This is a genomic window from Mesonia sp. HuA40 (assembly GCF_008017835.1).
Classification (GTDB): domain Bacteria; phylum Bacteroidota; class Bacteroidia; order Flavobacteriales; family Flavobacteriaceae; genus Mesonia.
In genome coordinates this window covers 201,919-227,859 of the sequence record NZ_VRLT01000059.1, presented here as the reverse complement: position 1 = coordinate 227,859, position 25,941 = coordinate 201,919, and the positions used below count along the sequence as shown (strand labels likewise).

Below are 25,941 nucleotides of genomic sequence, written 5' to 3'. Positions count from 1 at the left end.
TAAAGCGGCTAATTCTTAACAGCCGCTTTATATACTTTTAAGCACCTCTCACGAGCTTCTTTATGTTCTACCACTGGAGAAATATAGTTTCCTGTTTCCAGTTCAGGTATCCATTTTTTAATGTAATTTTTATCCTTATCAAATTTTTCTAATTGGCTATGCGGATTAAAAATTCTAAAATAAGGCGCAGCATCAACACCACAACCCGCAACCCATTGCCAATTACCTACGTTAGAAGACATTTCATAGTCAAGAAGTTTTTCGGCAAAATATGCTTCGCCCCATCGCCAATCAATTAACAGATGTTTGCATAAAAAACTACCTACCACCATTCGTACTCTATTGTGCATTAACCCTGTTTGGTTCAATTGCCGCATGCCAGCATCAACCATTGGATAACCGGTTTTTCCCTCTTTCCATTTTTTAAACTCTTCTTCATTATTTCGCCAAGCGATATTATCGTATTTTTTCTTAAAGGCATTGGTTGCTGTCTCAGGAAAATGATACAAAATCTGCATAAAAAACTCTCTCCATATCAATTCTTTTAGAAAGGTATCATCTTTAGCTTGCAGCGCCTTCTTTAGTATTTTTCTTAACCCGACACTTCCAAAGCGTAAATGCGGACTTAGGTTTGAAGTAGCCCTCTTTGCCGGTAAATCTCTATTTTCTGGGTATTCATTTAGGGTAGTAGGGGTTACATCATATTCAGGAAAAGATATTGAAGATTTTTCAAAGCCAATATCCGAAAGGCTTAAATTGGGTAGCCGGGAGTTCTTATAATAATTATCTGTGTATGAGTTGGAATAAAAAGGTTCTGCCATCTCCTTCTTAAATGCGGAGCGCCATTTTTTCATGTAAGGGGTGTACACCAAATAAGGTTCGCCATTGTCTTTTACAATTTCCTCCTTTTCAAAAATTACCTGATCTTTATGTGTAATAAAATCTATTTTATGAACTTGGAGTAACTCTTCTATTTTTTTATCTCGCGAAATTGCATAAGGCTCATAATCCCGATTGGTAAATACTTGCTTTACATCATACTCTTTTATTATTTGCTTAAAAATGGTGAGTGGTTCTCCATAAAATATTGCAATTGAACTACTATATTCATCCTGTAAAACAGACCGCATAGATTGTAACCTTTCATAAATAAAAGTGACTCTGGGGTCTTGTTTAGGTAAGTCACTTAAAATTTGCGAATCGAAAATAAATATAGGCAATACAGGGTAATCAGACTTTAATGCTTCTAACAAACCTTTGTTATCATCAAGTCTTAGATCTCGTCTAAACCAAAAAAAATTTATTTCTTTTGACATATTTAAAGTTTTACCGAAGACAGACCACCATCTACCTTCATAATTTGGCCAGTAATCCAACTGCTATCTTCACCTAGTAGAAATTTAACCATTGCCGCAATATCACCAGGTTTGCCGATACGCTTCAAAGGATGTCGCTCATTCATACTTTCTAACTTCTTTTCGCTATTTAGCATTTTATCGGCTAGACCTGTATCGGTTAAAGATGGCGCAATAGCATTGACGCGAAGGGTAGGGGCATTCTCGGCAGCCAAAGCACGCGTAAAACCTTCAACAGCTCCTTTTGATGCTGCTACGCTGGTATGAAATGGCATACCCAATTGTACCGCTACTGTGCTGAAGTATACAATGCTAGGATGATTTCCTTTTTTTAGTTTAGGTAAAAGTTCTTTAGTAATGTTTACTAATGAAAGAAAATTCTTTTGTAAATCTTCCTCGAAATCATCGGTTTTAAGTCGGTTAAAGGGTTTTAGGTTTATAGTTCCTGGGCAATAAACCAGTCCGTCAAGATTATCAGGTAAATTAAGTGTGTTGATGTCATCCTGAAAGGCATCAAACTCTAAATGTTTTGCTTTGGTTTCTGATAATTTACCTTCGCTACGTGAGGCGACAAGAACATTATGCGTATCGTGTAGCAATTTTACAGATTCAAATCCTATACCTTTACTACCTCCAATAAATAAAATTGTTTTTTCCATAATAATTAAAATTTACCAAATAGTTTTTCCAACTTTTGGGTTCTGTAACTAAAAATCTCTTCTAATTTTGGCTGAACCAATATCGGATGAACCAATTGTCCAAGAATTCCTAAGGGTAATTTGTAATGCACAATATCTTCCATTTCTACACCTCCGGGAATTTCGTTTATAAAATGCTTGTGATGCCATAGTGAATATGGGCCAAACCTTTGTTCGTCGACAAAATATTTACCTTTTTCAACATGAGTGATTTCTGTGACCCATTTGGTTTTAATGCCAGCAATAGGCGTTACGATATACTCAATGATTTGTCCTGCATACATCGGTCGATCTGCTCCTGATTGAATATGAAACCCCATATAATCTGGAGTGATAATTTTAAGATTTTTAGGATCTGATAAAAAATTCCAAGCTTGCTCTACCGAAATGGGAAAACGCTGTTTACTTTGTAAAGTATAAATTTTCATATCTCAAAAGTACAGTTTTTATTGTTTAATAAAATATCTAAATAGTTAAACAAAAGTTATTTTATTATGCGGTTGTTTTTCTTAAATATTGTCTATTTTTGATAAAAAAACATGCGTTTACTGTACTTATTTTTGATTAGTAGTTTATTCATCGGCTGTAAAACATCACAAATATCATCAAAACAACCTAGTGCAATTAAGTCTATTAATTGGCTATCTGGGTGTATGGAAGAAAGTGCTTGTGAAGCCGAAATAATGGGTAATAAAAAAATGATTCTTTTAAAAGATGAGGTAAGTAACCAAATTTATCCGCAATTTGTAGCCGATAGTAGTAAGCAAATCATAAAACTTACTAGCCGAATTAATGCCGACAAGATGCATCTAGACCAACATTATTTTGAGGATATATATATCGAGCTTCCTAATAAGTATTATCCCATTAAGGCCATCAATATTGAGCTACTTCAGTACAAGGTTTTGTTACACAAATCTTGTTACTGTAGAGGAGAAGCTGGCTATTATGCTATACGAAATGGTGAACTAAAAATCAATCAGAAAAATTTAATTCTTTCTTTTGATGTTCCAGAAACCAATATTCGTTTGAATAGTATCCAAATTGAATTTGATTCTAATCATTAATTGGCTGGTTCAAATTAGGTCTGTTCTCACGATTGACTAAGGACCACGCGGTATGAAATATTAATTTTGTGCGTAAGGCAAGAAGTTCATAATTTATTTTGTCTGGCGTATCGCTAATGCGATGATAATCTTCGTGAGTCCCGTTAAAATAAAAGATTACAGGGATATTATTTTTAGCAAAATTATAATGATCACTTCTGTAATAAAACCGGTTGGGGTCATTGTCATCATTAAAAGTATAATCTAGATTTATTTGCGTGTATTTTTTATTGGCTTCCTCTGATATGTCGTGCAAGTCAATACTCAATTTATCGCTACCAATTAAATAGAGATAATTAGGATTATTTTTATGAGCTTCGTCAATTCTTCCTATCATATCAATATTTAAATTGGCAATGGTATTACTTAATGGGAAAACAGGATTTTCAACATAATAACGAGAACCTAATAATCCCTTTTCTTCTCCAGTAACATGTAAAAATAAAATAGAACGTTTGGGACCGTGCCCTTGCTCTTGAGCTAATTTAAATGCTTTGGCGATTTCTAATATGGCCACCGTACCAGAACCGTCATCATCTGCACCGTTAAAAACATTACCATTTTCATCTATACCTTCGTGATCTAAATGTGCCGAAATAACTAATACTTCCTCTGGTTTTTCGCTTCCGCGGATAAATGCCAATACATTTTCAGAATCTTTAAATTTATAGTCGAAAAATGAAGTAGGGATAAATTGAAAATATTCTTCATTTCCCCAAGCTGATGGAATATTTAATTCTTGATAAACCTTTTTTAAATACTGAACCGCCTTTTTTTGGCCTGGTTCTCCGGTTTCTCTACCTTCGAATTTATCTGAAGCATATATATATAAATGCTTTTTAAGGTTTTCTTCATCTATAGTATTTGCGTACTTCTCTTCTGTAGATATTTCTGTTGCGGTGTTATGATCTTTTATTTTACAAGATTGTAAACAAAAAACAAAAAAAATAAAAAGTAAGAGTGGTTGCTTAACGAGTTGAGCCATATCGATTTATTGTTTAAAAGCAACGAATTTACAATTAAAGGAGCTAAAAAAAAATTCTTTTTTCTTGAATATATTTTTGAGAAACCAAAAAAGCGTTTATATTTGCAACCGCAATCGGGTGTTAAGCTCGGTAGACGCTCAGGAGAAATGGCAGAGTGGTCGAATGCACCGGTCTTGAAAACCGGCGAGGGTCACACCTCCGGGGGTTCGAATCCCTCTTTCTCCGCAAAAGAAAACCCACAGTTTTTACTGTGGGTTTTTTGTTTCTTGCATTTTTAATTTCATTTTAAAATTGCTCATTATATTCTTAGGGTCATAATAGAAAAATGTTTTGGGCTTGCAGTGCTGTTCTTACTTTAGGAGACCAAATGCTGCTTTGAACTTCGCCTATATGCTTTTTATTCAATAGAAACATGGCTACACGAGACTGCCCTATACCGCCGCCCATACTAGGCATCAATAAATCGTTGAGTAACAATTGATGAAAATAATAATCTTTCTTATATAATTGATCTCGTTTTTCCAATTGCTGCAATAATGTTTTTGAATCAACCCTGATACCCATTGAAGATAATTCAAAGGCTTGTTGTAATACGGGATTCCATACCAAAATATCGCCGTTTAAACCATTGTATTTAGCACAAGTAGGGGTAGACCAATCATCGTAATCTGCCGCTCTGCCATCGTGCGTCTCGCCATTGCTTAAGGAACCACCAATACCAATTAAAAATACAGCACCATATTCTTTTGCTACTTTATCTTCTCTTTGCTTGGCTGGTAGGTGTGGGTAGCGTTGTAGTAAGTCTTCGGTGTGAATAAACGTTATTTCTTGCGGTAGTTTAGTTTTTATTTTAAAACGATCTTCAACTTTTTTTTCGGCTTTAAGCAGGGCTTTATAAATCTTTTTTACGGTTTTTTTGAGGGTTTTTAAGTTGCGGTCTTCTTTTTCAATTACTTTTTCCCAATCCCATTGATCAACGTAAATAGAGTGAATTGGACTATAATCTTCATCGGGTCGTATTGCACGCATGTCTGTGATTATGCCCGTGTTTGGTTTAAAATCTAGTTCTTTTAACCTGTGCCTTTTCCATTTTGCTAATGAATTTACCACAACAGCCTTTTCATCGTTTAGGGCTTTAATAGGAAATTGAACACATCTTTCAATCCCATTCAGGTCATCGTTTATTCCAGTATTTTCAATAACAGCCAATGGCGCCGATACGGGCGTTAGCTTTAACTTTTTTTCCAATTGCTTCTTGAAAGTTTTTTTTAAGAAATGCAATTGTGTTTCTGTTTTTAGAATGTCTGTTTTCATAATTTATTGGATTTAGATTAGTTTATAAACAAAAAAAGCCTGCTAAAAGTAGCAGGCTAGATGATTAAATAATAATACACAATACCGCTACCCAGAGGCAGTTAAATTATTATTGTTATTATTATTTAGAAAGTACATCTTTAAGTAGTATTTTAGTTGTAGTTGGTTGTAATAATAATCAAATATAGAAAATATTTTTAAAAAGTTATAAGATTTGATATTTTTTTTATCATTAAATATTACATAAACACACGCACATCCCTAAACCAATGCTTTATTAAAACGCTCAATATTCTCAGGATTTCCATTTATGAAGACTAAATCGTGCTGCATAATTTTCTCTTCTGGGCCAACATTGTCTATCATAATTCCCTTGCGTTTGATGGCCAATATATTGACACCAAAGTTTTCACGTAAATTTAGTTGAGATAAGGGTTTTTGAATTAATTTTCCACTATCTCGAATAACGCGCACGCAAGTTATATTAAATTCTGGATGGGTCGGTTTTGGATTATAAGTGCGTATCAATTCTTTTTTATTTTGTAATAATTCGTAATTATCGGCACGAATGTATTCAACAAAATGATGGATATCTTCTTCGGGAATCAAGAAGTTATGCATTACCCGAGAGAAAATTTCAACAGAGGTTTCAAACTCTTCAGGTATAACTTCATCTGCCCCTAATGAAATTAATTGGTTGATCTGTTTTATGTATCGAGTTCTTACAATTAAATGCACAGATTTAGATAAACTTCGTATGGTGCCAATTATAGCTTTGGTCGCTTTATCATCAGAGATGGCAATCACGACTGTCCTTGCATGAACCACATTAACTTTTTCTAATATATGCGAATGACTTGCATCTCCATAAATAATAGGAATATTATTCTTTTTTTCTCTTTTTACCGTTTCGGCATTATACTCAATTACAACAAAAGGAATATTACACTGATAAGCCGCTTTTGCTAGATTAGAACCATTAATACCATAGCCAATAATGACCAAATGATTTTTTAATTCTTTATCATCAGTTTCTAATTCTTCTTCATGCTGTTGCGGATTTTTTTGTAGAGCGCGAACTAGTTTGTTGCCTAGAACTGAATCCGTAAAACGGCTTGCATACAGAATCACAAAGGGTGAAATCATCATAGACACTATTGAAATAGCTAGGAAATACTGGTTTGTAGTGGTTGAGAGTAAATTATTTTCTATGCCCACCTTAGAAAGTATAAATGCAAATTCCCCAACTTGAAAAAGTGCAAATCCAGTTAAAATAGCAGTTCGCATTTGATACCCTAATAACCTAATACACAAGGCAATTAAAGAAGATTTTATAAGCAACAAGGCTAATACAACCAATATAATTATTAAGAAATTCTCAAGAAAAAAATTAATATCGAGCAGCATACCAATTGAGATAAAGAAAAAACTCGTAAACAGCTCTTTAAACGGTAATATAATATTGGTAGCTTGGTGACTAAATTCCGATTCAGATATAATAAGTCCCGCTAGAAAAGCACCCAAAGCTAGCGATAATCCAGTCTCAGAGGTAAGGAAAGCTACTGCAAAACAAATGGTTATGGTGGTAAGTAAAAATAGTTCTTTGCTTCTTGTTTTAGCCACGGCATATAACAGTTTGGGAACCACATATTTTGCGCTTATTATGGTTATAATAACCACGACAGCTGTCTTAAGCAACAATAGCAATATACTTTGGGTAACATTGTCCGATTGACCGGCAATGATAGGTGTAAACAGCATCATGGGTACTACAATGATATCCTGAAATATCAAAATAGCCAGCGTGTTTTTACCGTAATTGGTGTTTATTTCATTTCGATCTTGGAGTACGCTCAATACAATTGCTGTGCTGGAAAGCGAGAATAAAAATCCAACAAAAATTGATTCCTCCCAAGAAAACCCCAAAAAATAATAAAAACTTCCTGCAATTAGAATACTCAGTAAAACCTGAAGCCCCCCACCTATAAAGACTGTTTTTTTTATTGAGGCCAATTGTTTTATCGAAAGCTCCATTCCAATGACAAAAAGAAGCATAATAACGCCAATTTCAGAAATTATTTCTATTTGTTCAACGGCAGTAACCAGACTGAGTACACTGGGGCCAATTATGATACCAGTAAACAAAAAACCGATAATTGAAGGTATTTTAAGGCGTTGAAGTAAAAAAACAATAATTACCGAAAACCCCAGTAAAATCAAAATGTCTTGTAAAATAGGGATATGCATAAAGTTCTGTAAGAGCTAAAAAATTGTAGACGCAAAAAACTATTTTTTGCGCATAATTAGTGTTAAAATTTACAGAATTTTTAATTATACAAACGCCTATTTATCCTTTTTAATTCGATAAATAATTTTGACTATTTCATTTGCAAGCAATGGAATTAGTCCCAATGTTAAAACAATGCCCCAATCGTTTAAACTCAAAGAACTCAATTTAAAAGCTTCGCGTAAGAATGGAACTTCAAGTAAAACCAATTGTAAAACAACTCCTAAAACAATAGCTGCACTAAGAATTTTGTTGGAAAAGAGCCCCAGGCTGAAGATTGACTTTTGATAATGTCTAAAAGCCAAAGCATAAAATAGCTGCGCAGTTATAATACTCATAAATGCCATACTGCGAGCATAATCTATAACGGTTTGAGGAACGCTCGAGTCAAAAGGAGAATAGCCCTTTATCGAGTAAGCATAAGTATAGGCCGTAAGTGTAACCAAAGCAATTAGGCAACCACCTGCCAATACTCTAAGCCCTTGCTTATGCGCAAAAAAACTTTCTTTAGGAGGTCTAGGTTTATGTTGCATCACCGAGGGGTCATCGGGATCCATTCCTAAGGCTATAGCTGGGAGTGAGTCAGTTAATAAATTGATCCAAAGCAATTGAGTAGCTATTAAAGGAACAGGCATACCTAGTACAATACTTACCAACATAGCTATAACCTCTCCTAAGTTACTCGTAAGTAAAAATAAAACCGATTTTTTAATATTGCTGTAAATATTTCTTCCCTGCTCTACAGCACTTACTATAGTAGTAAAATTATCATCGGTTAGAATAATATCCGATGCGTTTTTTGCCACATCTGTTCCCGTTATTCCCATGGCTACGCCAATGTTGGCGTGGCTTAATGAAGGGGCATCATTTACGCCATCTCCAGTCATAGAGACTATGTGCCCTGTTTCTTGAAGCCGTTTAACAACATTAACTTTATGTTGCGGAGAAACTCTTGCAAACACGCGTAAAGAATTTATTTTTTCTTGCTGTTCTTTTGAGCTTAAAGAATCCCATTCGTGACCTGTTATAGCTTGATCATCGGTTTGAAGAATACCCAAGTCTTTTGCTATAGCAGTAGCTGTTTGTTTGTGATCTCCAGTAATCATAAAGGTTGCTATACCTGCTTGATGAGCTTTTGCTATAGCTTTTTTGGCTTCTTTTCTAGGTGGATCTATCATACCCACAAAGCCAACAAAAATGAGTTCTTTTTCCCAATTCTCTTTTTCTATTTTTTTAGGGTAAGGCTTATATGCTGCTGCTAAAGTACGTAAGGCTTTTGCAGACATTTGTTCGCTTGATTTTAAGATTTCTTGTTTCTTCGTCTCCGTGAGCTCTTTCACTTCTGTACCAATTTGTATATGCGAACAAGATGGTAATATTTGATCAATTGCTCCCTTTACCAATAATTCGGTTTTTGCATGATTGGTAACGATTACCGACATCATTTTGCGATCGGAATCAAATGGATATTCATCTATTCGTTGGTAATTTAAATTAATTTGTTCACGATTGATGTTTAATTGATCTGCAAAGTCGAGTAGGGCAATCTCGGTGGGGTCTCCGGTTTGCTGATGCTTAGTTAAAGTTGCATCATTACACAATTGCATTATTTTACTTAACTGAAGTAAATCAGCTTTTGCTGAAGTATTTATCCTAGATACAAAACCAGAATTAAAAGTGTAAGCTTGCATTACCTTCATTTGATTCATGGTTAAAGTACCGGTTTTATCACTGCAAATAATATTAACAGAGCCTAAAGTCTCCACCGCCGGTAAGCGCTTTATAATGGCGTTCTTTTTAGACATTTTGGTTACTCCAATAGATAAAACAATGGCAACAATGGCTGCTAAACCTTCTGGAATAGAAGCAACAGCCAAAGAAACCGCAGTCAAAAAAAGATCTGCTAAAGGTCTACCTTGCCAAAAACCAATTATAAAAAATAAAAAACATACGCCTAAGGCAATTTTACCTAAAGTTTTTCCCAACTCAGATAAACGAATTTCTAAAGGAGTTTTTGTTTCTGTAGTATTAATATTCTCGGCAATTTTACCTACTTCTGTTTTTCTTCCAGTAGCTACAACAACACCTAATCCACGCCCATAGTTAATTAATGTTGACATGAAAACCATGTTTTTTTGTTCACCTAAAACAACGTGATTACCAGAAGGTAAAGTTTTAGCATCTTTATAAACAGGAACAGATTCCCCCGTAAGGGCTGCTTCTTCAACTTGTAAATTTACACTAGTTATTAACCTTATATCGGCGGGTATGATTTGCCCTGTTTCTAGCACCACGATATCGCCAGGTACCAAAGTGAACGTATCTACAATTTGTCTAATGCCTTCACGTATAACGGTAGCTTTTAAAGCTGCTAATTTTTGTAGTGCTTGTATAGCTTTCCCCGCTTTTACCTCTTGATAAACCCCTAAACCTGCATTGATTAAAATAACCCCCGAAATGATTATAGCGTCAATATATTCGCCCATATATGCGGTAATAGCTATGGCTACCAACAGCACATATATTAATGCATCCTGTAATTGTGCTAGAAAAAGGCTCAACAAACTTTTTGATTCGTGAGTACGCCATTTATTATAGCCGTGAGTTTTTATTCTAGATTCAACCTCTGCTTTACTTAAGCCTTGTTTTTTATCTACATTAAATTTTTTTAAAATAGCGTTTATTTCTTCTTGATAAAACAACATAGATTTACTGAGATTAAAGAGCAAATTTAATAGTTTAAGTTTACTTTTTTACTGATATAAATCAATGCTGGCCAAAATCATTTCTTTTGTTTCTGGCTTCAATTGTAAAGACTTATCATTTAATAAAACATCTTGATGGTATAGGTTAAGATGGGTTTTTATGTTACATTTTAAAGCTTTGAGGCTTTGCAAAAAAGAACGCATCGCCATCTCACCACGTGGTTCTTTTGGAGTAAAAGTTATGGGGAGTACTTTTTTTTGGTAAAACTCACCCGATGCCGTACACCATTCTAATATATTTTTGAGTGCTGCAGGTATATTATGAAGATATTCTGGAGTACATATGATAACCAACTGTGCCTGGTCTATATTTTCTTTTAGTTGTTGAATTTGCTTTTGCGGATTTTCTAGGCGTTTTAAACTAAATAGCGGAATATTATTAATTTGATTCTCAATAGTGAAGGTTGTTGGGTTTTCTACTGCAATCCCTATAGCACGCAATAACTTATGGTTGGTCCCTTCCTCTTGAGTTGACCCAGATATTCCTAAAATACGCATGAGCAAAAAAGTTTTTTCTGAATTGCTTAAATTAGCAAAAAATAAATTTATGGGCGTATCTAAACAAATTAAAAATTCTTTTTTATTGCTGAGTTTATTTTCAACTTTTGTCTTACAAGGTCAAAAGCTAACTGCTTTTAAAATTTATAATGAAAAAGGCAAAAAGGTAACCTTTAAAAGGATGATAAAAGACCTATCAAAGCAGGAGATTGTTTTGTTTGGGGAATTGCACAATAACCCTATCGCTCATTGGATACAATTGGAGTTGATCAAAGAGCTTGATAAGAAAAGAGATTTAACCTTAGGTGCCGAAATGCTCGAAACCGATAATCAGTCTCAATTAAATCAATATTTAGCTCAAGAAATTGACCAAAGTGGTTTAGATAGCCTCGCCCGATTGTGGAATAATTATCATACCGATTATAAACCTCTAGTTGATTTTGCCAAAGAAAACAAAATAACATTTGTGGCAACAAATATACCCAGGCGTTACGCCAGGATGGTATACCGCAAGGGTTTTGAGGTGTTAGACTCTTTGCCAAGTAAAGAAAAACAATTTATAGCACCTTTACCTATTGCATATGATCCTGAACTTCCTGGATATAAGAAAATGATGAAAATGATGCGAGGTCATAGCAATCCAAATTTTCCTAAAGCACAAGCAATTAAAGATGCTACTATGGCACATTTCATTTTAAAAAAATATTATCGTCCTAATTTGTTTATACACTTTAATGGGGCTTACCATAGTGATTTTTATGATGGCATTTATTGGTACTTAATCCAGCAAAATAAGAATTTAAAAATTAAAACTATTAGTACAACAACAGAAGCAGAGGTAAAAAAACTAGAAGATATACACCAAAAAAGAGCTTCTTATACTATAGTTGTGGATGAAGATATGACTACAAGCTATTAAATGAGCTCTCTAAGATTTTAAAAAACTTAGAGAGCTTTTTAAGGTCTAGGCCGATAAAAATTCTCGCAGTACATACTGTAAAATTCCACCGTGTTTTAAATACTCAATTTCAATTTTAGAGTCCAATCGAAGTTCAACTTCAAATTGCGTGTTCTTGCCTTTTTCATCTGTAGCAGTTACAGACAGAATTTTTCCTGGGGTTAATCCGTTTTCTATACCTGTAATGGTATATTTTTCTTTTCCGTTTAGTCCTAATTTATTTGCATTTTCACCACTTTTAAATTTTAAAGGTAATACACCCATACCAACTAGATTTGAACGATGTATTCTCTCAAAAGAACTAGCTATTACCGCCTTAACACCTAATAAGTTGGTGCCCTTAGCAGCCCAATCACGAGAAGAGCCAGAACCGTACTGTGTACCAGCTAACACAATTAATGGTGTTTTGTTGGCTTTGTATTTCATAGCTGCCTTATAGATACTCATTTCTTCGTTTTCGGGAAAATAATTTGTGTATCCACCTTTACGCTGAGCAATCTCATTATTCATGCGCACATTAGCAAAAGTACCACGCATCATCACTTCATGATTTCCTCTACGAGAACCGTATGAGTTAAACATTTTTCTATCTATTCCTTTTTTAAGCAAATATTCACCCGCTTCACTTCTGTCAGAAAAAAGCCCGGCAGGAGAAATATGATCGGTAGTAACCGAATCACCAACTTTAACTAGAACCCGAGCATTTGTTATATTGGACAAAGGTTTTGCTTTTTCACTTATATCTTTAAAGAAAGGAATCTCTTTGATATAAGTAGAATCTTCTCGCCATTCATAATTTAAACCTGAAGGCGCTTTAAGCTGTTTCCACTGCTCTTCACCGTCAAAAATAACAGCATACTCTTGTTTATAGTCTTCTTGCGTAGTAGCCGATTTAATCGCATCTTGAATTTCTTCCTCATCGGGCCATATATCCTTTAAATAAACCGGATTTCCGTTGGCATCTCGGGTTAAAACATCTTCCAATAAGTTGATATCAACACGTCCAGCAATTGCATAAGCCACGACAAGCATAGGTGAGGCTAAAAAATTCATTTCCACCTTATTATGTATTCTAGCTTCAAAGTTCCTATTTCCACTTAAAACTGAAGCTACTAATAAATCGTTCTCGTCTATAGCCTTTTCAATATGGGGAGGTAGGGGACCTGAGTTTCCTATACAGGTAGTGCAGCCATAACCAACAACATGAAAACGCAAGGCTTCTAAATCCTCTAAAAGTCCGGCTCGCTTTAAATAATTAGTAACAACTTTTGAACCGGGGGCTAGAGAGGTTTTTACCCAAGGTTTTACATCTATACCTTTTTCTATGGCTTTTCTAGCCATTAAACCTGCACCCAGCATAACAGAGGGGTTAGAAGTATTGGTGCAAGATGTGATAGCCGCAATTACAATAGATCCATCACTTAAAGTATATTGTTCATAATCTTGTTTGATTTTTACCGCATGTAATTTATCATCCTTTTTAACCTTTATGTCGGGGTTTGCAGGATCTTTTTTTATTTTTTTACTGAATTGAGTCCCAGAACCGCCTTCGGCATACCAAGTTTCTCTCTTTTCTAAATCTAAGTAGTCGCGCCCGTGGGCATCGGCCAGTATCTCACTAAATTTATTTTTTAACTCACTAACGGGTATTTTTTGTTGAGGTAATTTTGGCCCCGCAACACTAGGCTCTAATTGAGAGAGATCTACTTCAATTACATCACTATAGTTGCTTTGTTCTAATCCTTCTCTCCAAAATCCATTTTCTTTGCAATACGTTTCTACCAAATCAATCTGTTCTTTACTTCTATTGGTAGCTGTCATATATTCAAGCGTACGTTGATCTATAGGGAAGTAGGTCACTGTACAACCAAATTCTGGAGACATATTGGCTATAGTTGCTCGGTCTGGAACCGTAAGATGATCAAGACCTGAACCAAATACTTCAACAAAATCGCCTACAACCCCGTAATTCCGTAAAGTTTCAGTTATTTTTAAAACCATATCGGTAGAAGTTACTCCTTTTGGTTTTTGCCCTATAAGTTTTAAACCAATAACCTTAGGACTCGAAAAATAAATGGGTTGCCCTAGTAATGCTGCTTCGGCATCTATACCGCCAACACCCCAGCCCAAAACGCCTATTCCGTTAACCATTGGTGTATGTGAATCTGTACCTACTAGCGTATCTGGAAATGCCCAACCATCACGTTCAACAATTCCTTTAGCCAAATATTCTAAATTCACTTGATGACAAATACCCATTCCTGGGGGTACTACGGTAAAATTATCAAACGCATTTTGCGCCCATTTTAATAACTCATAACGTTCTTTGTTTCGTTTATACTCGTAGGCAACATTCTTTTTATAAGCATAGTCGGTTCCAAAAAAATCAACTTGAACAGAATGATCGATAACTAAATCTACAGGGACCTTAGGATTTATTTTAGCCCCATCTTTTCCTTTACGGATTGCCTCAGAACGTATGGCGGCAATATCAACTACGGCAGGTACGCCGGTGAAATCTTGCATAAGAACTCGAGCAGGCTTAAAGGGAATAGGGTTTTTACTCCCCGAAGGATTCCAATTGATTAAATCAAGTATGTGCTTTTCATCCACCAGAAAATCATCGTAATTACGCAATGCATTTTCCAATAAAATCCTAATTGAAAAGGGTAGCTTTTTAATTTGCTCGTATTCTTTTTCAAGTTCTTTTAAGCTGATGTAATTAAGCTCTTTACTGTTGATTTTCAACTTGTTTGTTATAGATCTAATTTTCTCTTTCATGGTTCTGGTTTTAACGGTTAATATGTCAAATGCTTAAAATCTAAAGCCTAGGCTAAATAAAAATCGGTTATCTTCGTCGCTCATATAGTAACCCAAATTCGCGGTTAAGGCATTAAAGCCGTTAATAAAGATAGAGCCTCCATAGCTGGTATGCCATTTATCTGAGCGATCATCTTCTAACCATACTCGACCGTAGTCAAAGCCTGCTGAAACGCCTACGCGTATAGGAATAAAGTTGGTTTTAAATTTGGTTAATCCTACTCGTAAGTCGGTAGTTTGGTAAAAGCTTGTTTTTCCAGTAAACCGCTGGTTTCTAAATCCTCTTAAACTTGTATCTCCGCCTACGGTAGCAGCGTGATAAAAATTATAATTGTCTCCTAAGATTAAATTGGCTTCGGCTTTGGTGGCCAAAGTTGCCGCACCACTTTCATGAATAGGATAAACAAATGATAATAAGGGATTAAGATACGCAAATTTATTGTTAAAATCTTTATTTATAGAAGATTTATAACCGGCTGTCAAACCTAGTTCCATACCTCTTCTTGGGTACCCTATAAGACTTCCTTTATTATTGTAGTTAATAGCCAACTCTCCGCCGGCATATATTTGGTTTTCAAAAATAGGGTTATCCTCATTAAAGTTCGCACCGGTAAATCGATTGCTGTTAAAACTAACTTCATTAGCTTCTAGAATAGCTTTTATGCTTGCTCTTAGTGCATTTCCTTTTGTATAAATAAGGGATGGTGCTAGATGCCATTGCTTCATATTAACACGGTTGTAATCTAAGGTTACTTGATCTGAGTCATAATTACTCGAATTACCCATACCAAAATAATTTGTGGCAAAATTATTTCCAGTAATTCTTGCATCTATACCAAGATTCCAATTGTAAATTACGTGTGCGAACTCGGCATCATAATTGAATTCAAGCCCCTGGGTTGCGCCATAATAATCAATACTTAAGGTATGCTGACTACTAAAAGGGTTGCGTAACAAGTCATAACGGGTGTACACATTGGATATTCCTGCTTTGAAACCAGCATCTCTATTATAACCTAAACGAGGTAGAACTACATTTGAATCGTAAATTTTCTTTTTAGGATCATAGTTGTTTATATCGTAAGAATTGGTGAGTCTTTTACCACCAACATTTTTAAAGGTATTATCTTTAGATTTGTAATCGTAGACTTTAGTTCGTTTTTTATTCTCAAAATCATAAGTATCGTTTTCTTCACCGCCAAAAATTTTCAGTTTAATCAAGTTATCTCCATTCCCCGAAATGTGTATACGATCATCTCCGTCTAGCGTATAAAGCCAAATCTCTTTAGTATCCTTTTTATGGTAGGTAATGTTTTTAATTTCTACCCCTTCTTCTAAAATTTGAATTTGGGTTGCACCATCAGGTAATCGTTTTATAAAAACCTCATTATCTTCGTGCGTGGCGATAATAACTTCGTGTTTTTTAAAATAGTTATAATACTTTTTTGCAATCTCTAAAAGGTTATCGCGACGTTGCTTTAAGGTAGATTTTATTTGCTCAATGCTTTCATCTTGAACATCGGGAAGTAAATCCGCGAAAGCTTTATCAATTACCGAATCACTTAAGTTTTTTTGAATATATTTTACTTGATTTTCCCAGTCTTTCCAAGTTGCACGATTTATAAAAGCTTGGTCTAAATGGTATCCTGCATAATTCAACCATTTTAGATTTTTTGGTTCTGGTGTGTAGCTTTGCATAACGCGTAAATTAGGTATTCCTAATTTTAATAAAGCGATGATTGGTCCATCATACTTGGGAAAAGCTTGATCTCTATCTCTAGGTATAGCTTTGTATAAATCAATGCTATCGTTAGACTCAAATTTCGCCCATCGCCATTGGTCTGAATGCCTATCCCAGTCGCCTACCAGCATATCAAAAAGTCGAGATCTTATATAGGTGTTTTCATCAATCCTTGCGTTTTTATTATCTCTTAATTCGAGAAGCATATCTTTTGTACTGATAATATCATCGGCTTGACCAAAAGTTTTAAAAGCTTTATTTTCATCTCCTACGTGCTCTTCAAACATATATAACTTGTCACCATAGCTAGCGTTAAACCTACCAAGTCTTTTTTGTTTAGGAACATATACTATTTTAGGATTGGCATGGTAAATGTCTACTGCATCTAATAAGTGTCCTACAGCAAATGGAGCATAGGGGTGAGCCGTAGTGTAGTAGTCTTGCACAATTTCTTCTGCTATAGTATTTTTCATGTAATCTTTAACATAATGATCGGGAATGGATGACTGAATAAAGCGCACCGCACTTTTTCTAAGTTCCCTAATGTTATACTCATTTTCATTATCATCAATTAACCTTAAAGTTCTTGATTGATTCCCACCACCGGCTCTTAAGGCTCGAACATTATGAGGTAAATTTTCTAAGTTTAACACAGGAGCTTCGATTTTTCGACCATAAATAGAACGGTAATGTTCTCCCCAAGCCCAAACATAAAAGTCAGATTTATTAATTTCTTCTTGAGAGTAAATAGAAGCTTTATAGGTTTTCCCGAATTTTGAAATGGGGTGGTAATTTACCTCCTTAAGTGTTTTGCGCTTACTAGGAATAAGGTGAGAAAATACCAATTGAGAACTTCCGTTTCTCATTTCATAAATTGCAACTTTAGTGTCGCCATTTGCATAAGCAATTAGTTTGGCAAAACCAGGCTTTGAGCTACCAAAATGTCCATCATCAGTATCGGGTCTAGTTTTTTTACCAGATTTAAGCGATCCCGCAATTACTTGTGGTATACCATCATCGCTTAAAAATTGTAAATTGGTATGATTACCCGATACAAATATTACATCTTCAAATTGACTAGCAAGCGTTTCTAAGCGTCCCACCAATTCTTGCATTGGTTTACTATAATAATGCTGTTTAGAAAAGCCGCCCATTCTTCCTAAGAACCCTTTGCGTTGAGCGCTCAAAACCGGGTGATGTATAGCTACAATTACAGTTTTGTTTTGTTCATCTTTAAGCTCATCTTTAAACTGAGCAAAAAATTGCTCTCGCGTTTTTATTTCACATTTATTATTTATGTAAATATGATCATCCCAATTTTCAAGATACCATTGTGAGTCGACCATAACCAATTCTACTTGATCACTCAAGCTTTCGCGCTCTATAGGACAACCATCATTTGGCCAAAACTCGGCCTTACTGTTATCTTGCAAGAAAGACTCTAAATCGTCTATATTTTCGTGCCCATCTTTGTTCCATTCGTTTTTACCAGGGGTATAAATTATTTTACCTTCAAAACTTTTTAATGGTTTAATTAAATGATTCGTTAAAAAGTCTTTCTCTTTTTCACGTTTGTTCTCTTTCGGAGAAAATCCATTTTCACGAGTAATATTTCCTAAAGCCACAAAAACCGGGTTTATTGCGTTTTTTGCGTCTTGGGTTATAGCTTTTAAAACAGGCAGAGAATAAGTAGGATCTACATTTCCAGTATTTGCGGTAAAGTAAAGGGTATTTGCAACCTTGTTATTTTCTTGAGCAAAACTTGAGAAATGAATTGCCAGTAATAAACAAAAAATAGTCGAAGCCCGATGAAGCTTATTTAGTATTTTCATGAATTTTTAATTTGGTTGTATGCTCGTAAAAATCTTAAATTTTAATGAACCAAAAATTTTATTTAACCATTTATAACATTTTTTGTTAATAGTGTTAAAAGATTTTATCATTGACGCGCTTGTTTACTAACTTTAACTAAAATTAAACAACTCGACCTCTGCAAATATTCTGGGGCTAGACTAAATTTGCGCGAAAACTCTAAGAATTGACTCAACAAACAACTAATAAAGAAAAAGCTAAGCTAAATAAAAAAGGAAATACTGCTTTGTATAAGCGTATACTACGATTTATTGCCAAATTCTTTTTGGTGATTTTTATCTTATTTGTGCTTTTGCTTTTATTTATACGTTCACCTTGGGGTCAAAATATTATTGTTAATCGCGTAGTTGATTACGTGAGTGGCAAAACAAAAACCGTTGTTCAACTTGATAAACTCTTTATAACTTGGCAAGGAAATATTAATCTAGAAGGACTTTATTTAGAAGATAAGAAGGGAGATACATTGCTTTACACCCGGCAACTAGAAGCAGATATTCCTTTGTATCCTATTTTATCCAACAATAATCTAAACATTAACGCTCTAGAGTGGGATGGGGCCTTAGCCAATATAAAAAGAAAAGACACCTTGGCAGGGTTTAATTTTCAGTTTCTAATTGAGGCTTTCGCGGATTCAAATCAACCCCAAAAAAATATGCAGCCAGAAAATAAAAATGAACCACTTAAAATTAACTTAGGCGATTTTTATTTTTCAGATTTTAATTTTACTTATCAAGATGCAGTTTTGGGAAGTGATTTAAAAGTTAAATTTAATGCCTTAGATTTATCCATGCAGGAATTTGATCTTGAAAAACAAGATTATTTTATAGACAAATTGCACTTTCAAAAAGCATTGATTAATTATGTGCAGAGTGAGCCGCAATTTATGGTTCAAGATTCTACCCAAAGCGGTTTGCCGCATTTAAAAATGAACGAGATTCGACTAAAAGAAGTAAGGTTTAATTATTTAGATAAACCGAATCAGCTTAAAGCGGATGTGAATCTTATCAATTTTTTATTGTCCAATGGAAATTTAGATCTAAATCAACAAAAGATTCAAATTGACGAGCTCAGATTGGTTGACTCAAAATTAGACATTGATTCAAATAAGCCGAATAATCCAAAGAAAGAATCAAAGGAAGTTGATAACACTACCGATGCAAGTATATGGCCAGACTGGGAAGTGAGTTTAGCAAATATTGATTTTAAAAATAATCAAATAAGTTATCACGAAGCCAGTAAGCCAAGACAAGAAAATGTGTTTAATCCGCAAGCGATGACTTTTAAAGCTCTTTTTGTGAAAGCTAAAAATTTAAACCTTAAGAGAACCAAATCGGTGGGTTTGCAATTAGAAAGACTTGCATTTAAAGAATCTAGTGGTTTTAAAGTAAAAGAAGCTTCTTTTGTTGCCCAAATCACTGATGAAAAATTAAAGGTAAACCACATAAAACTGGGAACAAACACGTCTAATTTAAAGGCAAATATTCAAATTGACTATACCAATTTAGATGATTTTATAAACGATTATACTCAAGCAGATTTTAGAGTTAATGTAAGCCAACTAGAAACTCAATGGGTAGAAGCTTATTATTTTGCTCCAGAATTAAAACAAAACAAAGTTTTTTCTCAATTGGGTGAAAATCCGCTTCAAGCGAAACTAAAAGCCAATGGAAATTTAAATACTTTAAATGTAGAACAAGTAAAAGTGTATTGGGGAGATCAGTTTAACAGCAGTTTAGAAGGTGTTTTTTCTAATATAAACAATATTGATCAGTTAGAATTTGATTTACCTATTTTTGAAATTACCACCAGAAAATCAGCGATTGAGCAATTCATAAAACAAGAAGATTTAGGTTTTAATTTACCAGATAAAATTGAACTTAAAAGTACTGTAAAAGGTAGTACAAGTGCGGGAGAATTAGATGCGTTTTTAGATACGAGCTTAGGATCGGTGCAAGTTGAAGGAGAATTCAATCTTCATAAGGTTTATGGTTTTGAAGGAGAAATAAAAACAAACTCAATTCAACTTGCCCAATTATTAGATAATGAAGACTTTGGTAATTTAAGTTTTACAACACAAATCAAAGCGCAAGGCGAGCAATTGAACAACCTTGATGCCTTGCTTAAAACCAATTTTACTGAGTTAAGTTATGCTAATTATGATTTTTCGGCTTTAAGTTTAACGGCGAACATTAAAAAAGGTAAAGGCAATATTTTTGCAGTTTTTCAAGATGATAATTTGAACTTTGAAGCCCAAACTCAGATGGTTTTAGATTCGGTTAAAAGCCAAGTGAATTTTAATTTACATCTAGAGGGAGCCAATTTATATGCGCTTGGGTTAACCGATCGTGATATACGTACAAAATTTGATTTAAGCGGATATTTTAAAGGCAATATGCAAAAATATCAATCTGGTTTAAACTTAGATAACACCGTAGCAGTTTATGATAACCGACCCTATTATTTAGACGATTTAGCTGCTTATCTTGCCGTTGACCAAGACAATACGTTAATGAGTGTTGCTAGTAATTTTTTGCAAATTAATTTAGACGCAAACGATGACCCTAATGTTATAGATGCTGCGCTTCGCCAACACATTAATCAATACCGTGGAGATTCATTACAAGTTAGTGAAAATGAAACGCCCGTAAAGATTAATTTAACAGGTAGATTTAAACCCACACCTATTTTCAAAGACATTATTTTTGATGGTATTAAACAAATGGATAGTTTGCGTTTTTCGCTTGCTTTTAACGAAGAGAAAAACACCTTAAAAGGTAACATCAATTTACCTCATCTTAATTACAGCAATAATAAATTAAGTGATTTTAAATTAGTTATTGAAGGAAATGGAAAAACAGCCGATTTAGAGTTGGGGTTTGGAGCCATTGAGGCAGGGCCATTTCAAATAGGTAAAACAAAGCTTTTAGGTAATTACAAAGATGAGAAGCTGTACTTTGGTTTTCAAGCATTTCAAGAAGACAATTTAACCTATAACATTCAATCGGTATTTTTCCAAAAAGACGGTTATAAACATTTTAAAATTCTTCCTGAAGATTTAAAATTAGAAGGCAAGAATTGGCAGGTGCCAGCAGAAAATGAGGTGGTTTTTAATGACCAAGAAATTAATGTGCAGCAAATGCGTTTTAAGCATCAAGAGCAGGTATTTAAATTTTACACCGAACGTATCGAAAATGATTTTGCGTTAGCTCTCGATTGGAAGAGCTTTAAGATTGAGAATTTATTTCATTATTTAAACCCAAAGAATTCGGTTGCAACCGGATTGCTTGATGGAGAAGTGAAATTTATCAATCCGTTAAAAGAAAATGCGCTTACCGCCGATTTAGAGATTGCTAATTTACATATTCTTGAAAATGAAATAGGTAATTTGAAAGTCGATGCTCAAGCGAATGATTATAAAACTTACGATTTACTGGCCGAATTAAAAGGTGATCACATAGAAGCGCAACTAGAAGGAGACTACACTATTAAAGAAAATACGTCGCAGTATGATTTTAATTTGAATCTTGAACGTTTAGATCTTCAACTGGTGCAAAAGTTTGCAAACAGCAGTATTAAGGAAGCATCGGGAGAAGTTGCTGCACAAATCAAACTCTCCCAAGAGGAAAACCAACTAGCTTATAAAGGAAACATTAATTTCCTAAACGCTCAAGTGGTACCTCGCGCTTTAAACACCCCTTATAAACTTGGGAAAGAAAAAATAGGCATTACTAAAGAACAGATAGATTTTAATGCATTTACAATAAAAGATGAACGAGAAAATCAATTTGTAGTAAACGGACAAATTTTGACAAAATCTCTATTTAATCCTGAGTTCGACTTGAGTGTGAAAGCACAAGATTTCTTAGCATTAAATGCCAACGAAGAAGATAATGATTTATTTTTTGGTAAAGCAATTTTTGACCTTTATGCACAGGTAAAGGGAGACTTAAATTTTCCAAAAATTCAAGCCGATTTAAATGTGAAAGAAGGTACAGCCATTACTTATATTTATCCTAATGTAGCGGCCAATCGTGTGACGCAAGATGGGGTAGTGGTCTTTGTAAATAAACAAAATCCTGATAATATATTAACCCAAAACGCAAAAGCTGAAAAAAGCAGCCTTATCACAGGCTTAGAACTTAAAAGTAAGTTACTTGTGGAGTCAGGGGCTTCTTTTAAAGTCATTTTAGATGAACGAACTAATGACAATTTAGAAGTTGTAGGTCAAGGTGAACTGCTATTTAACATTTTTAAAAACGGTAGAACTACACTAACAGGAAGGTATAATATTAGCGACGGGCATTATGAAATGAACCTTTATAACCTGGTAAAACGCAGGTTTGATTTAGCCGATAATAGCAGTATCTCTTGGGTGGGAGATCCTACAGATGCGCAATTAGATGTTACAGCCATTTATGAGGTAAAAACATCCGCTTCAACGCTAATGGCCAGTCAAACTTCCAATGCCTCCTTAGAAGTCCAAAATCAGTTTAAGCAGCGCATTCCTTTTCAAGTATATTTAAATGTAGAAGGAGAATTACTCAAACCTAAACTTAATTTTAGATTAGGAATTCCTGAAGACCAAAGAGGAGCATTTGGCGGAGCTCTTTACGGAAGAATAAACCAACTCAATCAACAAGAAGACGCGCTAAACAAACAAATTTTTTCTTTATTGGTCTTAAATAGATTTTACCCCAGCTCTGGAAGCGATGGTAGTTCAGGCGGACCAGCCACCGTGGCAAGAGATAATATTAACGATGCATTATCAGACCAATTAAATGTATTTTCAGAAAAGCTGGTAGGCGATACAGGAATCGATTTAGATTTCGGTTTAAACTCGTATACCGATTATCAAGGATCGACCTCAGAAAGTCGAACCGATCTAAATATTTCGGCAAGTAAAAAGCTTTTTAATGACCGATTAATAGTACAAGCCGGTAGCCAAGTTGGCGTAGAAGGAGATGCTAGACCAGGAGAAGAAAATCCTGTTATTGGTAATGTAAGTATAGAATATTTAATATCACCTTCAGGAAGGTGGCGCTTACGCGGATTTAGAAAAAGCGAATATGAAAATGTGATAGACGGTCAAGTTTTTGTAAGTGGTATTGCTTTAATTTTTAATCGAGAGTTTAATCAATTTAGAGAATTATTTAAAAAAGAACTCAACAAAGAAAAAACATCAACGCCTGCACCCAAAAAAGAAAATGAACAAAAATCAAGTAAGCTCAAGGCTACAGAAACAATAAAAGAAGACCAAAATGACTAAAAGAAATTCTTCATACTTAGCGTTTTTAGGGTATATGTGTTTAGCATTGATGTTACAGGCGTGTTCGGTCAAGAAATTTATTCCACAAGGCAAAACGCTTTATACTGGAGCAGATATTAAACTCAATGATACGCTCTATGCTTCTTTCAACCAAGATAAAAATCTTAAAAACGCCTTGAATGCTGTGCTTTATCCAGAACCAAACACCAAATTTTTAGGTGGTTACCCTAATCTGTATTTTTATTATAAGGGACAAAAAGAAAATCCGGGATTTATTTATAAATTTTTAGCCAAAAAAAGAGGGGAAGAACCGGTTTATTTTGAAGATGAAAACGTTAATCAAACAGTTGAACTCATAAAAAACAGACTTGAAAACCACGGATATTACTATTACACGGTAAATTCTAAAGTAGATCAAGATACTACGGCAAAAACCACATCGGTAAATTATCAAATTGCGGCAAAACGCCCTTATACCATAGCAGATTATTTGGTAGAAGAAGACTCTATACATCCGCAGCAATTATACAAAGACATTAAGAGTAGCTTGCAAAATTCTTTAATCAAGAAGGGAATGCGATTTAATTTGCAACAATTCAAGGCAGAACGTGAGCGCATCGACAAGTTTTTAAAAGAAAAAGGCTATTATAATTTTAATAGTGATTTTTTGATATTTGAAGCCGATACCAATCGTTATGATAAACAAAAGTTCGACTTGTTTTTATCTTTAAAAAATAATACACCTAAAAGATCAAAATACCCCTATGTTTTAGATAGTGTTTTGGTTTTTCCTAATGAAGGCATCAAAAAAGAAAAAAGGAAGCTATTGCCCGAAGTTTATAATAACATTTATTATTATCAAGACACTCTCTTCTTTAAACCTAAACGTCTTGCTCCTTTTATAAAGATTAAACCAGGAGAAACTTATAGCCCAGATAAATCTAAAAGCACCAGCAGACGTTTGGCTTCGACGGGAGTGTATAAATTTGTAAATATTGTTTATAAAGAAAAAGACACGGTTTTAAACGAAAACAATCAATATGAATTGGTTGCCGAAATCAGGTTATCCCCATATAAGAAAAGGGCAATTCGAGCCAACCTGCAAACCGTAACTAAATCGAATTCTTTTGCAGGCCCGGGTATAGGCTTAGATTACATCAATAAAAACTGGCTAAAAGGCGGAGAGGTTCTAAAAACGGGTTCAACTTTTTCTTATGAAAGACAATTTGGTGGGCGACAAAAAGGTTTACAGAGTTTACAATTGGGCTTAGAAAGCCAAGTTAGCTTTCCTCGATTGTTATTCCCTTTTGATATCAACCATAGGTTTAAATATAGCACGCCAAAAACCAATATAAGAGTAGGTTATGATTATTTAAACAGAAGCAAACTTTATAGTTTAAACTCTATTTCTGCTTCATTTGGGTATTTTTGGCAGGCAAACAAATACGTAACTCACAGCTTGAACTTACTTAATTTAGATTACGTTAGATTAGGAAAAACTACGCCTGAATTTGAAGCCATTCTCGATGAAAATCCATTTTTAAGAGAAAGTTTTGAGCAACAGTTTATCTTAGGTTTAACGTATTCCTTTACCTATAATGAATTACTAAGCGAAAATAAAAAAAGTGGCATTTACTTTAATCTTAATTTTGATACCGCTGGTAATAGTTTGGGTTTATTTGGTAAACAAGAAAAAGGAGAGGAGGTAAAAAAGTTCTTGGGGCTAGCCTATGCACAATATGCCAAAACCGATATTGATGTTAGTTATCATCTAAATTTAAATAAAAATCAATTTCTCATAGGGCGGGTTTTTGCTGGTTTGGGTGTTCCATATGGCAATTCAAATACTTTACCTTTTGTAAAACAATATTTTTCTGGAGGTCCGTATAGCGTACGTGCCTTTAATATTCGTTCATTGGGTCCTGGAACTTACGAAAGCAGCAATGAAGAAGGATTTTTTGATCAGTCGGGTGATATACGTTTAGAAGCTAACTTAGAATTCAGATTTCCTTTGTTTAACTATGTAAATGGTGCTATTTTTGTTGACGCTGGTAATGTTTGGCTTATGAATGAAAATGAAAAATTACCCGGAGGTAAATTTACCAATGATTTTATAAATGAATTAGGAGTAGGCTCTGGAGTAGGGGTGCGAGTAGATATTCAAGGATTTGTATTAAGATTTGATCTCGCATCGCCTTTAAAGAAACCGGCCCAAAACTGGAAATTTAACTACTCCAAACCCGTATTTAACTTTGCTATTGGTTATCCTTTTTAA

Annotated in this window: 14 protein-coding genes and 1 tRNA gene; 5 read left to right on the top strand and 10 right to left on the bottom strand. The window is 34.4% G+C overall.

Annotated features, from left to right (window positions below):
- Window positions 1–8 precede the first annotated feature (8 nt).
- The 3 genes from FT993_RS10680 to FT993_RS10670 are packed head-to-tail and all read right to left on the bottom strand — an operon-like array spanning window position 9 to window position 2,481.
- Window positions 9–1,316 (bottom strand): deoxyribodipyrimidine photo-lyase, encoded by a 1,308-nt coding sequence (locus FT993_RS10680; protein ID WP_147862538.1) that lies wholly within the window; start codon window positions 1,314–1,316, stop codon window positions 9–11.
- Window positions 1,317–1,318: 2 nt separating this feature from the next.
- The gene (locus tag FT993_RS10675; RefSeq protein WP_147862537.1) at window positions 1,319–2,014 is read right to left on the bottom strand and encodes an SDR family NAD(P)-dependent oxidoreductase; all 696 of its coding nucleotides are present in this window, start codon (window positions 2,012–2,014) and stop codon (window positions 1,319–1,321) included.
- Window positions 2,015–2,019: 5 nt separating this feature from the next.
- Window positions 2,020–2,481 (bottom strand): SRPBCC family protein, encoded by a 462-nt coding sequence (locus tag FT993_RS10670; protein WP_147862536.1) that lies wholly within the window; start codon window positions 2,479–2,481, stop codon window positions 2,020–2,022.
- A gap of 111 nt (window positions 2,482–2,592) precedes the next feature.
- Between FT993_RS10670 and FT993_RS10665 the strand changes: the two genes are divergently transcribed.
- On the top strand, window positions 2,593–3,120 hold the full coding sequence (locus tag FT993_RS10665; RefSeq protein ID WP_147862535.1) for a hypothetical protein: 528 nt from the start codon (window positions 2,593–2,595) through the stop codon (window positions 3,118–3,120).
- Here the strand turns inward: FT993_RS10665 and FT993_RS10660 are convergent.
- Complete coding sequence (locus tag FT993_RS10660) at window positions 3,110–4,144, bottom strand: M28 family metallopeptidase (RefSeq protein WP_147862534.1); 1,035 nt, start codon at window positions 4,142–4,144, stop codon at window positions 3,110–3,112. The two genes, FT993_RS10665 and FT993_RS10660, sit on opposite strands and share 11 nt — an antisense overlap.
- 141 nt (window positions 4,145–4,285) lie before the next feature.
- Between FT993_RS10660 and FT993_RS10655 the strand changes: the two genes are divergently transcribed.
- Window positions 4,286–4,370 (top strand) — tRNA-Ser (locus tag FT993_RS10655).
- Between the two features lie 87 nt (window positions 4,371–4,457).
- Here the strand turns inward: FT993_RS10655 and asnA are convergent.
- The 4 genes from asnA to FT993_RS10635 form a co-directional block, all read right to left on the bottom strand.
- A complete protein-coding gene (gene asnA / locus FT993_RS10650; RefSeq protein WP_147862533.1) occupies window positions 4,458–5,462 on the bottom strand; it encodes an aspartate--ammonia ligase in 1,005 nt (334 codons plus the stop codon).
- Window positions 5,463–5,720: 258 nt separating this feature from the next.
- A complete protein-coding gene (locus FT993_RS10645; protein ID WP_147862532.1) occupies window positions 5,721–7,706 on the bottom strand; it encodes a monovalent cation:proton antiporter family protein in 1,986 nt (661 codons plus the stop codon).
- Window positions 7,707–7,802: 96 nt separating this feature from the next.
- Window positions 7,803–10,475 carry a cation-translocating P-type ATPase gene (locus FT993_RS10640; RefSeq protein ID WP_255504476.1) on the bottom strand — a complete coding sequence of 891 codons (2,673 nt, stop codon included), beginning with the start codon at window positions 10,473–10,475 and terminating at the stop codon, window positions 7,803–7,805.
- Window positions 10,476–10,499: 24 nt separating this feature from the next.
- Window positions 10,500–11,009, bottom strand: coding sequence for an NAD(P)H-dependent oxidoreductase (locus FT993_RS10635; RefSeq protein WP_147862531.1), 510 nt, complete (start codon window positions 11,007–11,009; stop codon window positions 10,500–10,502).
- Between the two features lie 49 nt (window positions 11,010–11,058).
- On the opposite strand from FT993_RS10635, the gene FT993_RS10630 reads away from it, so the two are divergent.
- Window positions 11,059–11,928: a ChaN family lipoprotein gene (locus FT993_RS10630; RefSeq protein WP_147862724.1), complete on the top strand. Its 870-nt coding sequence runs from the start codon at window positions 11,059–11,061 to the stop codon at window positions 11,926–11,928.
- A 45-nt stretch (window positions 11,929–11,973) separates the two neighbouring features.
- Here FT993_RS10630 and acnA read toward each other — a convergent pair whose 3' ends face one another.
- Window positions 11,974–14,748, bottom strand: coding sequence for an aconitate hydratase AcnA (gene acnA, locus FT993_RS10625; protein WP_147862530.1), 2,775 nt, complete (start codon window positions 14,746–14,748; stop codon window positions 11,974–11,976).
- Between the two features lie 33 nt (window positions 14,749–14,781).
- Window positions 14,782–18,360 carry a metallophosphatase gene (locus FT993_RS10620; RefSeq protein ID WP_147862529.1) on the bottom strand — a complete coding sequence of 1,193 codons (3,579 nt, stop codon included), beginning with the start codon at window positions 18,358–18,360 and terminating at the stop codon, window positions 14,782–14,784.
- A gap of 206 nt (window positions 18,361–18,566) precedes the next feature.
- On the opposite strand from FT993_RS10620, the gene FT993_RS10615 reads away from it, so the two are divergent.
- Window positions 18,567–23,666, top strand: a complete 5,100-nt coding sequence (locus tag FT993_RS10615) for a translocation/assembly module TamB domain-containing protein (protein WP_147862528.1) — start codon at window positions 18,567–18,569, stop codon at window positions 23,664–23,666.
- The gene (locus FT993_RS10610; protein WP_147862527.1) at window positions 23,659–25,941 is read left to right on the top strand and encodes a BamA/TamA family outer membrane protein; all 2,283 of its coding nucleotides are present in this window, start codon (window positions 23,659–23,661) and stop codon (window positions 25,939–25,941) included. Before FT993_RS10615 ends, FT993_RS10610 begins: the two co-directional genes overlap by 8 nt.